The 11900-nt window shown below is 41.7% G+C and carries 14 protein-coding genes; 10 read left to right on the plus strand and 4 right to left on the minus strand.

Annotated elements, in window-relative coordinates; translation table 11 throughout:
* Positions 1-78: 78 nt before the first annotated feature.
* The gene (locus BLQ87_RS18555; RefSeq protein WP_074609703.1) at positions 79-546 is read right to left on the minus strand and encodes a hypothetical protein; all 468 of its coding nucleotides are present in this window, start codon (positions 544-546) and stop codon (positions 79-81) included.
* Between the two features lie 205 nt (positions 547-751).
* Here BLQ87_RS18555 and BLQ87_RS18560 point away from each other — a divergent pair, with 205 nt between their 5' ends.
* Together BLQ87_RS18560 and BLQ87_RS18565 are read left to right on the plus strand one after the other, a co-directional pair.
* Positions 752-1255, plus strand: a complete 504-nt coding sequence (locus tag BLQ87_RS18560) for a hypothetical protein (protein ID WP_074610020.1) — start codon at positions 752-754, stop codon at positions 1253-1255.
* 1 nt (position 1256) lies between these two features.
* Positions 1257-1928, plus strand: coding sequence for a hypothetical protein (locus BLQ87_RS18565; protein ID WP_074609705.1), 672 nt, complete (start codon positions 1257-1259; stop codon positions 1926-1928).
* A gap of 8 nt (positions 1929-1936) precedes the next feature.
* Here the strand turns inward: BLQ87_RS18565 and BLQ87_RS18570 are convergent, their stop codons facing one another.
* Positions 1937-2767 (minus strand): hypothetical protein, encoded by an 831-nt coding sequence (locus BLQ87_RS18570; RefSeq protein WP_143010479.1) that lies wholly within the window; start codon positions 2765-2767, stop codon positions 1937-1939.
* A 209-nt stretch (positions 2768-2976) separates the two neighbouring features.
* On the opposite strand from BLQ87_RS18570, the gene BLQ87_RS18575 reads away from it, so the two are divergent.
* The 4 genes from BLQ87_RS18575 (at position 2977) to BLQ87_RS18590 (ending at position 6965) form a co-directional block, all read left to right on the plus strand.
* Complete coding sequence (locus BLQ87_RS18575; protein WP_074609708.1) at positions 2977-3723, plus strand: hypothetical protein; 747 nt, start codon at positions 2977-2979, stop codon at positions 3721-3723.
* 391 nt (positions 3724-4114) lie between these two features.
* A complete protein-coding gene (locus BLQ87_RS18580; RefSeq protein WP_074609710.1) occupies positions 4115-4672 on the plus strand; it encodes a TetR/AcrR family transcriptional regulator in 558 nt (185 codons plus the stop codon).
* A gap of 62 nt (positions 4673-4734) precedes the next feature.
* Positions 4735-5916 (plus strand): MFS transporter, encoded by a 1182-nt coding sequence (locus tag BLQ87_RS18585; RefSeq protein WP_074609713.1) that lies wholly within the window; start codon positions 4735-4737, stop codon positions 5914-5916.
* A gap of 230 nt (positions 5917-6146) precedes the next feature.
* A complete protein-coding gene (locus BLQ87_RS18590) occupies positions 6147-6965 on the plus strand; it encodes an energy transducer TonB (RefSeq protein WP_074609715.1) in 819 nt (272 codons plus the stop codon).
* Positions 6966-7016: 51 nt separating this feature from the next.
* Here the strand turns inward: BLQ87_RS18590 and BLQ87_RS18595 are convergent, their stop codons facing one another.
* Positions 7017-7202, minus strand: coding sequence for a hypothetical protein (locus BLQ87_RS18595; RefSeq protein ID WP_074609717.1), 186 nt, complete (start codon positions 7200-7202; stop codon positions 7017-7019).
* A 42-nt stretch (positions 7203-7244) separates the two neighbouring features.
* Positions 7245-8153 (minus strand): AraC family transcriptional regulator, encoded by a 909-nt coding sequence (locus BLQ87_RS18600; RefSeq protein WP_074609719.1) that lies wholly within the window; start codon positions 8151-8153, stop codon positions 7245-7247.
* Positions 8154-8260: 107 nt separating this feature from the next.
* On the opposite strand from BLQ87_RS18600, the gene BLQ87_RS18605 reads away from it, so the two are divergent.
* The 4 genes from BLQ87_RS18605 to BLQ87_RS18620 are packed head-to-tail and all read left to right on the plus strand — an operon-like array spanning position 8261 to position 11900.
* Positions 8261-9736 carry an alpha-L-fucosidase gene (locus tag BLQ87_RS18605; RefSeq protein WP_083361938.1) on the plus strand — a complete coding sequence of 492 codons (1476 nt, stop codon included), beginning with the start codon at positions 8261-8263 and terminating at the stop codon, positions 9734-9736.
* A 4-nt stretch (positions 9737-9740) separates the two neighbouring features.
* Positions 9741-10397, plus strand: a complete 657-nt coding sequence (locus BLQ87_RS18610) for an RraA family protein (protein WP_083361939.1) — start codon at positions 9741-9743, stop codon at positions 10395-10397.
* Positions 10398-10399: 2 nt separating this feature from the next.
* Entirely contained in the window at positions 10400-10702 is a 303-nt protein-coding gene (locus BLQ87_RS18615; RefSeq protein ID WP_074609722.1) for a UxaA family hydrolase, read from the plus strand.
* Positions 10695-11900 carry a UxaA family hydrolase gene (locus BLQ87_RS18620; RefSeq protein WP_074609724.1) on the plus strand — a complete coding sequence of 402 codons (1206 nt, stop codon included), beginning with the start codon at positions 10695-10697 and terminating at the stop codon, positions 11898-11900. Before BLQ87_RS18615 ends, BLQ87_RS18620 begins: the two co-directional genes overlap by 8 nt.

Consider the following 11900-nt stretch of genomic DNA (forward strand, 5'->3'; position numbering starts at 1 on the left):
GGTTGGTATTGTAAATTCATAAAAAAGAGGTGCATTTACAAAAAAATGCACCTCTTTTTTGTTTAACAGAAGCGAAGGTTACAATCTGAATCCCACTCTTAAAGCAGCATAGGAAGTACCTGCATCTTCAACCCTGATTCCGGCATCGATACGGTTATTGAATTTATAGCCAACACCGCCACCCACAAGAAAGTTTGTTCCGGCGTCATTGAATCCAATCGCAGCACCTAAATTGAAGTTAATAAATACCTTAGGATCTACAAAGTACTTCACTCCACCTTTTAAGGGTAAAAAAGTATAATTGCTATAGTAATCATATTTAGGAAATAAGGTTTCTACTCCTGTTGCAAGGGTTAGCCCCAGTTTTTTCTCTACTGCCCATTCTGCTTCTAAAATTCCGCCAATACCTACATTGTAAGCTCTGCTGAAAGGAATAAGCAATTCTGGAGAAAGGGTTATTTTTGCTGATTGGGCTTGGGATTTTGTGCTCAGGCACACGGTCATCATTCCAATCAGTCCGGCGATTAATAGTCTTTTTGTATTCATAAGATGTGTATTTTAGTGTGATCAGCTTTAAACAAAGATTAGACCAATTTGTTTTTTCTTATTTTGGAGGCTATACATCCACTTTATCATCCTAATGTCTTTTTCTGAATGATTAAATTTCTATACATATGGGTTGTCGCTTTTCCAGCGATCAGAGAATGTAGATTTTAGTCTATTTTAGCAGATGCCTTTAATCAGCAACACAATGGAACTAAGAATAGAACTCGCTCCTCAGCTTGAAATCGCAGAACAGCGCTATCCCGAAATTTTGAATTTAATCCTGGAATACACGAAATTTATTGACGAAAACGGTGATGAAGACGGGAAAGAATACGAAAATCTTATCCACAAGCTGCATTTGCTGACCAATAAAGAGCTATCTAAGTTTAACCTTTGGGAATATTGGGAAGAGGAAGGGGCAGAAGTTTTGGCATTCCGGATTAGCCTGCCGGATCCGCTCAAGTCAGATCAGTTCTCGAAAGAAGAATTAACAGAGGTGATCAGGCGGTTAAAAACCTTTGAAGCAGGCACAGCTGAAGGATTTAAAGAGCACTTTAAGTATTATTTAGCTGATTATTACCATCAATTACTGGCCTTAAATTTCAAGAAGTATACGTATCAACTTTTCAACAGGCAGAAAGATAAAAAAGGAAATTACTTTGAGTATTCGGTTGAAGAGATCAGCGAAAAGATTAGTCCGGGACATTAAAATGGATCAGAAAATAACCACTTATACGACACTTTGGAATCTGGTTGAGGCGGATGAAAATGATCATGAACTAAAAGATATGGCCAGATTACTGCTCGAAGCGATGAGCGATTGGCCAAGGGCAGAGCAAAATAATATTGCTAACTTTTTAAACGAGTTCAAAGGATATTTTGGACAAGCCCTGACGATAAAGATGATTCAGGCTAAGAAGTTTGACGGGCATAATGCCTGGCAGCTAGAAGCTGGAGCCGCCATCCAGGAAATTCTAGATATTGCGGCCAAACACGGTAGGGAATCTGACTTTGATAAAATCATAGCTCATATTTTAAACCACTACAATGAAGTTTTTCGTGCGGTTGATTTTATCGCTGAACTCAGCTATCGGACATCAGCACAAGGCGGCCGGAGTACGCCGGCAAAATCTGGCTACAGGCCGGCGGTTAAATTTGATTTTGATGAAATGCAGACCTCCGGGCAACAAACATTTATAGGTAAGGATACCGTCTTTCCAGGCGAAACAGTAGATGCAAAAATTAAAATCATAGCCTCAGATTACTTCGCCGGTTGTTTGACAGAAGGGATGATTTTTGAATTTAAGGAGGGACCTAAAGTTATTGGAACAGGAATTATAAAGCAGATCATAAATGATAAACTTGAGCTAAATAAGCTGTAGTGATCTTGTTAAATACCTGATCTGATCAGCAGGAGTTTATAGTCTTCTATCTCAGTGGCTCTATATTGGTTTGCAATGGGGATATCTTTCAGGTCAAGCTGCAGCGTATTATGCTCCTTAATATTCCATTTTCCAATGCCTTGCAGGCTATCAATGCCTGTATTGCTAAGCAGGGATTTATGGCCGGTTCTATAGTTTTGAACCTGTTTATAGTCGAAAGCCTGATCGGCTTTAAAAGTTAGGCTGATGTCCCTGCGGCTGATGGCTTCTGGCAGATTGCCAGGACTTGTATGGAGGGAGTAGTTGTCGGTTAATGCGCTATAACTGTTGTAAAATGTCTGGCATTTTCTGGTCTTACAACGGCTATTAAAATCACTCCTGATGAGATAGAGCGTATCTGCATTTTTAGTAGCACTCAGTTTCCATGTTTTATTTTTTAGTAAAGCCAAAAGGTCAAACTGCTGATCCGTTTTTTTGAGGAAAAGTGTATCTACATTGTATTTTGCACCTCTGCGATTTCCACCGCCATATCGGTTGAACGTATAAATTTCATCAGGCTCAAAGCCCTCTTTTTCAATTCTTTCCATCACCATTAAAGGAGGGGCTTCCATGATGAACATCTCTGAGAGTAAGAATTTGTGATATCGTCGCTCCGGGAGTAAGAAGGAACCGTCTTTTGCCGTAGTGGTCTCGCCTACCTTGCAGTTGACCAACGGCTTGCGATTGTAATCCATGATGATCCCACGGATTTCAGGTCTTGCCAACCTGGAGACACAAGCAGGTAATGATAGCGTAAATAAGATCAGAACAATATTTAAGGGGATTTTTTTTGATGTCATTTTGAGTGATAACGCCTGAGCTGATCCGGCACATGACCATGGCAAATATAAGGTTAATGAAGAAGTAATGTATTTCTTTTTTTATTGTGAAGACCTAAAAGAAACTGTGGTGATATAAAATGTGTCATATTTTCATAGATGGTGCTGGAATTAATTTTAGTGAAAAAAAATAATAGTTATGTTTGTTACACACACAAATAAATAAGCAAATGAAAAAATTACAACTAATTCTGCCGGTGGCCCTGGTTTTACTGGCCAGCTCCTGCAAAAAAAACAATGCGGTAACTATCCCTGAGTTGGTAGCCACCAAAAAACATTTCGCTTCTGATAGCAGCTCCTTTACCATCAATGGGAAAAATTATAGTTTCAGTCATAATGCATCAACTACAAGAGGTGCAGGGAATAGGGGCACGAATATGAAGTTGAGTACAAAAGATGGCGATTGGAGCATTAGCAACGGTCATGATTATTGGGTTGGAGCCGTCGATTCAGTTCAGTTTTACAAATTCTATGAAAATTATCTGGACAACGCTAATGGGTCAATTACATTTTCATTTATAAAAAACTATAAAAGAACAAGTTTAGATAAAAATGGATTGTTGTATGCCCCTAAACTGGTGACTGAGGTGATTACTTTGGGTGATAAGAACTATGCATTAGATTTTGAAAGAGAAGGAAAAGATGAGGGCATCGCCATAAATTTATACTTGAACGGACAAACTTTGACCTCTTATAGCCCTTTGCTGATTCGTATTCCTTCATCATTGGGCACGGAAAGCCAACGTGATTCAAAGTTCAAAGTTCTTAAAATTGAAGAGGTCAAAGACACGGATTTTATACGGATAGAGGCGGTTTTTGAAGGTAATCTATTTGATAAGAATGAAAAACCTGTTAAAATTACGGATGGATTTGTAAGACTTACGGTATTGAAATACGGAGGACTCTTTCGATCATAATCTTTTTATATCAGATGAAACCAACCTTAGGAGAATGTAAATGCCTATGAAAATTGGCTTGTATATCATTGTTGGTTGGGTCTTTTAGGGCCAAAAAATAAAAAATCTCTATTTATTCGTCATTTTTAACACAATTTAACACTTTTTCTTACAACGATGTTGTAAATTTAGTTCTGAATTTAATCAGGGATGAATTAAGTTTAGTTAATTTAAGTATACGGGTGAGCAACTGATTACTGCTTGCCCGTTGCTATTTCTTTCTTTTCCCCTTTCTTTCTGTTTCTCCTTTAATGCCCAGGTGGGCAATAGGCATAGCTATAGCATATAACTTTATTCTTTTGGAATGTTTATTCCATTTGTGTAGGTTTGTAGCTCAAAGAAGAATAAGGGCATGAATAAGAAAGAGCAGATCTTAAAAGCGACATTGAAATTAATCGTAGAAAAGGGGATTGAATCCACACCAATGTCGGAAATTGCAAAGGCGGCTGATACTGGTATGGGAGCCATTTATAATCACTTTCCTAATAAAGAATCGCTGATCAGTGCGTTGTATTTTTATTTAAAGGCCAAGGAGTCTGCCATCATCATGGAAGGATATGATCCTTCTTTGCCCGTAAAACAGCGTTTTATATGGTTGTGGAAAAAGATGATCAATTATTTTATGGCTGAACCCATGGATTTTACGTTTTTGGAGCAGTTCTATTATTCTCCTGCAATAGACCCAAAAGCAAAACATGAAGGTAGTCTGTACGTCAGTGTGCTGGATTCGGTGTATTTAGATGGCCAGAAGCAACAGATCATAAAGGATGGAAATGTGAAAGAATGGATCGGATTTACAAGTGGTTCCCTGGTTTCCCTCGTTAAATTGCACCATAGCAATTACATCTGTTTGCAAGATGAAAGTATCGATAACTACATTCAGGCAGCCTGGGATGCCATAAGAAGCTAAACTAAAATTTTAACGTAAAAACGGAATAATCATTCCACTTGGGTGGTTTGGCATGGATAACTATGAAAAATAAAATAGCTTACCTGGGCTGTCTGAGCCTGATAGGAATGATCACCACAGAGTTTGGTGTAATTGGAATACTCCCGCAAATCGCCAGTCATTACCAGATCAGTATTGATCAGGCGGGGATGTTGCTCAGTGCTTACGCGATAGTGGTTGCACTGGCAGGACCTTTCATGACGATGTTTGCTTCCGGTTTTAACCGGAAAACCCTAATGGCAACAACCATGGCCATCTTTCTCCTTACCGGCATTGTTTCTGCGATGGCACCTCCTTTTTGGTTATTGATGACGGTCAGGGTACTGCCGGCCTTTCTGCATCCGGTATTGGTTGCTACTGCAGTGGCTGCGGCAACCAGCAATGCGGATCAAAAGGAGGCACATCAAATGATGGCCATCGTAATTGGCGGGATAGGGATTGCAACAATTACCACAGTTCCTTTTGCAACTTACCTCGCTGGTGCTTTCCACAATTGGCAAGCTTCTTTTGTATTACAGGCCGCAATTAGCCTGACGATCCTGATCTTAATCTTACTGCTCCTGCCTTCCTTACCTGTAGCGGAAAAGAAATCCTATCGCTCACAGCTCATGATTCTCAAAAAGCCGGTCTTTCTTGCCACTGCCTTATGCTCATTTTTGATGATCGGTGCTATTTTTAGTACTTACAGCTATTTTGCAGACTATCTGAGCAAGGTAAATGGGATGGATGAAAAAACAATCAGCCTCATGTTGTTCTTATTCGGATTAACCGGAATTGCCGGGAATTTCATTGCCGGAAAAATGCTGACAAAAAACATCAGCCGAACTACGTTGATCTTTCTGTCTGGTCTTATGGCAATCGCTGTTTTTCTCTATTTCTCTGGCCCAATGTCCATTTTAACGGTACTTGTTATTGCGGTATGGGGCTTCCTGCAAACACCATGTTTTTTAACTTCCCAGGCTTACATGATCGAAACAGCACCTGAAGCACCAGAATTTGCCAATAGCATTTCTATCTCTTTCGGCAATCTGGGCATCTCTGTAGGTACCATTATAGGTGGCTTGTCCATCTCTTCCAAGGGTGTACAAAGCACACCGCTGGTAATGCTGTTTTTTGCCGGTGCCGCATTGCTGATGATGCTGATCAAAACAATGCTGGAATCCAGGGGGAGAAATGCCGCAGCTCATTTAAGAGATCAGAATTGAGGGGTACAATCCGATCTCAAACAGACAGGCCGGGGTATTGTGGTAATGATCGGGAAGGCTCTGCTCTGATACTGCCATTGGCAGGCTGGCGAGAAATAAAATAAGTCAATTTTAAAAAATATAAAGAAATATTCGTTGACCTTATGGAAAGCAAATAGAACTGGCATCCATATTATAAATGAGCGGGAAGCGATTTTATAGTATGGTGTTAACTTCTAAATTTTAAAGCAATGTTAGGTTCGAAAATCGATTTATTTGGCAATGACTGGCTTGATGTAGTATTTGATCAGAAAAACAAAACTTATGGGGCTTATCAGCTTCGCAGGGAAAGCAATTCAAATACAGCTAAAGCACTCCTGATGGCAGGAACACTTTTTATCCTGTTTTTCTTAGCTCCTAAGATCATGAGTCTGATTAAAGGACAAAATACGATAGATGATCCTGTGGAAAGACAAGTGACCGTGGCGATTCAACCCCCACCGGCAGTAAATCCAGAAACGCCACTTCCAAAGACTATTGAACCACCTAAAGCAAGGGAGGCCCATGTTAAATTTCCACCTCCGATAGTAGTAGACAGACCGGTTGATGATGATCCGGTAATGATCAAGGACCTTGCAACAGCAAATCCGGGGCAGAAAACGATTGAAGGTGATATTGAAGGTGATATTGTGATTAACGTTACCCCTGGTGAAGGACCGAAACAAAAGGCCATTACAGAAGATAAAACGGTCTATGAGTTTAGGGCACTGGAAGTTCAACCCATTTTTCCGGGAGGAATGGATAAATTTTATAACTACCTGTCTAAAGCCATCAGGTACCCGGCACCTGCTCAGGAAAGCGGGATACAGGGAAAGGTATTTGTATCTTTTATTATTGAAACAAATGGTACGCTAACTGATCTTAAAGTAGATCGAAAACTAGGTTTCGGTACAGATGAGGAAGCACTGAGGGTATTAAAAGCCAGCCCGAGATGGATCCCTGGTATTCAGAACGGAAGGGCAGTCCGCGTAAGATATAATATTCCAATCAGTTTCTCATTGGCTCAATAAGAACTTATAGAAGAGAAAGGGGCAGTATTTATTAAGATGCTGCCCCTTTTTTTATTTCTGGTTATCGCCGTCCTGACTACCTTCATTTGCATTGATCCCATGATCGTCCAATGCTTTATTGTAACCTAAAGAATGTTTGATTCCACCCCAGGCAGTTAACATTAAAATGATGTCCTCGTCTTTCAATGGTCCGTTAACCTGACTTTTACAATAATCTAAAAATTCGTTTTCCGTCATACCGCAAAATTAGGAATTGCATTTAAATCTGAGGCATAAAGACTACCTTAAAACATTCCTGTTTTTGTACTGACTGGGAGAGATGCCCATAATATTGCTAAACAACCTTGAAAAGTAATACTGATCTGAGTAACCCAGTTCTGCCGCGATTTCTTTAATCAGCTTATTGCCGGAATATAACTCCTGACAAGCCTTTTGGATCTTAAGCTGGTTGAAATAGTCAATAGGGGAATGTCCGGTGCTGTGCCTGAAAATATTAGATAGGTGTGAAACAGAACATCCTGATGCAGCAGCCAGTTCGGCAATGCTAACTGATCTGTTGAGGTGCTGTTTCATATTTTCCACTGCCTTCTGTACAATCAGGTCATGAGGGTTTGTTGTTTCTTTGCGGATCAGAGATCCATGCTGAAAGAAAAACAGCGTCAGAAAATTGACAAATAATAAGTTCACATAAACCAGGTATTGTGTACTATATCCCTGCTCCAGCGTCTGGAACATCTCGTCGAACAATGCAATCGCCTCCGGCCCGTAAGCAAAGGATTTTGGAAGGAAAGATTGTTTAGTGAAGGAAAGCGTGTTTAAGCCGGATAATCCATCTCCTCCAAATTTTACCCAATAAATGCTCCATGGATCATGTTCAGAAGCACCATATTCATGTTCGGTATGCTGGGGCAATATCATAAAAGCGTTCTGGCTCAGGATATGCTTTTCTCCGTCTAATATTACCCATCCTTCACCTTTCAGGCAATAGATGAGAATGTTTTCCGGACTTCCTTTCCTTCGGTATGTATGGTGATTTAAGGCCTCAGGATAATACCCGAGATCGGTCAGGTAAAGCCCGTTGAGAAATACCCCGGTGGTCTTATGCTGTCTGATGATCTGTGGTGGAATGACGATGATTTTCCGCCCTTCCCCATGCCAGTAGTTTTTTGGAATCCCTGTTTTTGTCATTAAGGGTAAAGTTTGTAAAATAATCCATCACTTTTATAAAATCCTCTATTTTTCGGAGATGAACTTAGTAATAACTTGGACTCAGATAAGAAATAAGATAAATTGATATGAAACCAAACCTGATCAGATGCCTGTGTACTGTGAAGATCCTGATCCTGCTGTATTGTTCAGCGCATGCACAATCTTATACTGCAGACTGGAAAAGTTTGGACCAAAGGCCGGTTCCGGAATGGTTTAAGGATGCCAAGTTTGGCGTTTTTATTACCTGGGGCCCTTATTCTCTCCCTGCTTATGCACCAAAAGGGCAATATGCGGAATGGTATCAATACTGGTTGCAGACGAATGCATTTAATGGGGCAGTGGCGAAATACCATAAAGAGGTGTTCGGCGATCAAAGTTATTATGATATGGCAAAAAGTTTTAAGGCCGAATTGTATCAGCCGGAGGAATGGGCAAAGCTGATCGAGCAATCGGGTGCTAAATATGTGGTGCCGGTAGCGAAGCATCATGACGGTTTTTGCTGGTGGCCAAATAAATATGCCAATGAAACCTGGGGTTTCCCCTGGAATGCAAAGGATATGGGCCCAAAGCGCGACCTGTTGGGAGAATTGTTTGCAGCTTTAAAAAAGACCCGGGTAAAGGCAGGGGTCTATTTTTCCTGGTATGAATGGTTCAATCCTTTATATAAAGCCGACCCGGAAAAATATGCGTTGCAACATGCCATCCCACAGGCAAAAGATTTAATTGAAAGGTATCAGCCAGAGGTCTTTTGGACAGATGGTGATTGGGACCAGACCGATACTACCTGGCATGCCCCGGAATTTTTAAGCTGGCTTTATAATGAAAGCGCCATCAGGAAAACGGTCGTTACTTACGACCGCTATGGTAAAGGAACGAGGTTTAAGCATGGCAGTGTTTATACGCCGGAATACCAACCGGATATGGAGTTTGGGGACCATTACTTTGAAGAAAGCCGGGGAATCGGATTCTCTTATAGTTACAATAAGATGGAAGATGCCTGGGATTATAACAGCCCACAGATATTGGTATTGTTATTAAGTGATCTGGTGAGCAGAGGGGGCAATCTTTTACTGGATATTGGTCCTGATGGCTCAGGGAAAATCCCCGCTATTATGCAGGAAAGGCTGTTACAAATGGGCAGCTGGCTCAAAAAGAACGGAGAAGCGATCTATAATACCCGCAGATGGGAAAGGCCATGCCAGTGGAACGAAGGGAAACGCGATTATAAACCCGAAAGAACGCCTGGAGATTTTAAAGCAAATGGTGATTTTATGCTGAAAATGACCGTAGATCCGGCACCGGGATATGCAGTGAAAGAATGCTTTTTTACCTATAATCCGGTCAGCAAAAAAGTCTATGCCATCCTACCAAAATGGCCGCTGAACAATCGGTTTATAATTAAAAAGATGAAAATGAAACCGAATAGCAAGGTTCAGCTGCTGGAAACAGGAGAATTGTTAAAATGGAAACAGGAAAAGGAAGATGTGGTTTTAACCTTCCCTGCATTTAACCCGAATCAGCACAAGAGCGAATATGCTTTTGCAGTAAGCATCACTACCTAGAAAAATGAAAAATATAAAAGAACTAAGCGAACGCCTGGAGAAATGTTATTCCGGAGCAGTATATGATGTCATGAGAAATATGGGATATCCGGATCAGTTGCTGCCCAATCACATTCGTCCCTTGAACCTGCAACATAAAATTGCCGGTCCGGTATTTACTATCGCAGGAAAGATCGACCGGAGTCTGGACAAAGATACCTCTTTGTTGAAATGGTGTGAGATGTTGTCTAAGGCGCCTTCAGGACATATATTGGTTTGTCAGCCTAATGACGATACACTGGCGCACATGGGTGAGTTATCTGCGGAAACACTTACCTTTAAAGGAGTGATAGGGTACATTGTAGATGGTGGATGCAGGGATAGTTCGTTTATAGACCAGATTGGGTTCCCGGTGTATTGCAGTTATTATACGCCCAGGGATGTGGTGTCCGTATGGTCGGCCACAGAATTGGGAGGGAAGATCTGTATCGGTGAAGTCAGCATCTTCAGTGGAGATTTTGTGCTGGCAGACAGGGATGGCATTATCATTATTCCTCAGGACCTGGTGTTAACGGTAATAGAAAAAACAGAAGAAGTACTGGCGACGGAGAATCTGGTACGAAAAGCAATTTTATCAGGGACAGATCCCGTAGATGCTTACCTGCAATTTAGAAAATTTTAAACATGGCAAAACTCATTAAACTACACCCACTGGATAATGTTCTGATTGTTGTGGAAGAGATCGCCGCCGGGGAGCGATTGCTCATCAACGACAGCATGGTCTATATTCCCGATGCCATCGCGATCGGACATAAGGTTGCGGAAGTCTTTATCGAAGCGGGAGACAAGATCATTAAATATGGCGTATCCATCGGCTCGGCGACAACGAAAATTGCCATAGGAATGCATGTTCATCTCCACAATATGAAGAGCGACTACATTCCTACTTACACCATAGAGAAATCTTTTAGAGAAACAAATGACTAAGCATATGCAATGGCAGGGATATTTTAGAAAAGATGGCAGAAAAGGCATCCGGAACTATATTTTGGTGGTATATCTGGTAGAATGTGCACATCATGTGGCCAGAGAAATTGCCAGTCAGTTTAGGGAAGATACGGTTCAGCTGATTGGTTTTGCAGGATGCTATCCGAACGAATATGCAGACCGGATGATGAACGCATTGTGTACACATCCAAATGTGGGCGGGGTATTGCTGGTTTCTCTCGGCTGCGAAAGCTTTAAAAGGGAAAGACTTGAAGAAAATATCCGGGCATCAGGGAGACCTGTGCACACGGTCGTGATCCAGGAAGCTGGTGGCACAAAAAAAACCATAACAGAAGGGTTGTCATGGCTGCAGGAGAGCATTCCTGTGGTTGCCGCTGTGTCCCGTGTACGCATGACGGTCGATGAACTGATCGTAGGAACGATCTGTGGTGGAAGTGATGCCACCAGCGGTATGACTGCAAACCCGGCAGTAGGCAGGGCTTTTAATAAACTTGTAGCCAGTAAAGGGATTGCCATTTTTGAAGAAACCGGAGAGATGATCGGTCTGGAAGACATCATGAGCAGCAGGGCGGTTAATCCGGAGCTTGCAGCTGTACTAAAAGCATCGGTGGAGAAGGCCGCCAGATATTATACTTTAATGGGACATGGAAGTTTTGCCCCGGGAAATGCAGAGGGTGGATTAACGACTATTGAAGAAAAGTCGATGGGGGCCTATTGTAAAAGTGGCGATTCCCCGATTAGCGGACTCATTAAGCCAGGCGACAGGCCCACTAAGCCAGGGCTATACCTCATGGATGTGGTGCCCGACGGAGATCCGAAGTTTGGTTTCCCAAATATCAACGACAACGTTGAAATTGCAGAAATGATTGCCAGTGGTTGTCATACCATTCTCTTTACTACAGGAAGAGGCTCTGTTGTGGGCTCTGCCATTTCCCCGGTGATTAAAATCTGTGCAAATCCGCAGACTTATCAACGGATGTCGGATGATATGGACATTAATGCAGGTGCGGTGTTAACCGGAAGGACAACAATCGACGAGGTCGGCGACGATATTTTTGAAAGCATCCTCCTGGTAGCTGCGGGAAGAAAGACCTGTTCTGAGGAGCTTGGGCACCAGGAATTCATCTTAACTTATAAAACTTTTACCCCGATTGGCCCGGCTTGTCTGCCTGCCTGA

This window comes from Pedobacter steynii, assembly GCF_900103665.1.
In the GTDB taxonomy this organism is placed as follows: Bacteria; Bacteroidota; Bacteroidia; order Sphingobacteriales; family Sphingobacteriaceae; genus Pedobacter; species Pedobacter steynii.

What these genes read in the sequence shown, in the direction of transcription:
- BLQ87_RS18555 (WP_074609703.1), bottom strand. Translation starts at nt 546, where the DNA reads ATGAATACAAAAAGACTATTAATCGCCGGACTGATTGGAATGATGACC.
- BLQ87_RS18560 (WP_074610020.1), top strand. Translation starts at nt 752, where the DNA reads ATGGAACTAAGAATAGAACTCGCTCCTCAGCTTGAAATCGCAGAACAG.
- BLQ87_RS18565 (WP_074609705.1), top strand. Translation starts at nt 1,257, where the DNA reads ATGGATCAGAAAATAACCACTTATACGACACTTTGGAATCTGGTTGAG.
- BLQ87_RS18570 (WP_143010479.1), bottom strand. Translation starts at nt 2,767, where the DNA reads ATGACATCAAAAAAAATCCCCTTAAATATTGTTCTGATCTTATTTACG.
- BLQ87_RS18575 (WP_074609708.1), top strand. Translation starts at nt 2,977, where the DNA reads ATGAAAAAATTACAACTAATTCTGCCGGTGGCCCTGGTTTTACTGGCC.
- BLQ87_RS18580 (WP_074609710.1), top strand. Translation starts at nt 4,115, where the DNA reads ATGAATAAGAAAGAGCAGATCTTAAAAGCGACATTGAAATTAATCGTA.
- BLQ87_RS18585 (WP_074609713.1), top strand. Translation starts at nt 4,735, where the DNA reads ATGAAAAATAAAATAGCTTACCTGGGCTGTCTGAGCCTGATAGGAATG.
- BLQ87_RS18590 (WP_074609715.1), top strand. Translation starts at nt 6,147, where the DNA reads ATGTTAGGTTCGAAAATCGATTTATTTGGCAATGACTGGCTTGATGTA.
- BLQ87_RS18595 (WP_074609717.1), bottom strand. Translation starts at nt 7,202, where the DNA reads ATGACGGAAAACGAATTTTTAGATTATTGTAAAAGTCAGGTTAACGGA.
- BLQ87_RS18600 (WP_074609719.1), bottom strand. Translation starts at nt 8,153, where the DNA reads ATGACAAAAACAGGGATTCCAAAAAACTACTGGCATGGGGAAGGGCGG.
- BLQ87_RS18605 (WP_083361938.1), top strand. Translation starts at nt 8,261, where the DNA reads ATGAAACCAAACCTGATCAGATGCCTGTGTACTGTGAAGATCCTGATC.
- BLQ87_RS18610 (WP_083361939.1), top strand. Translation starts at nt 9,741, where the DNA reads ATGAAAAATATAAAAGAACTAAGCGAACGCCTGGAGAAATGTTATTCC.
- BLQ87_RS18615 (WP_074609722.1), top strand. Translation starts at nt 10,400, where the DNA reads ATGGCAAAACTCATTAAACTACACCCACTGGATAATGTTCTGATTGTT.
- BLQ87_RS18620 (WP_074609724.1), top strand. Translation starts at nt 10,695, where the DNA reads ATGACTAAGCATATGCAATGGCAGGGATATTTTAGAAAAGATGGCAGA.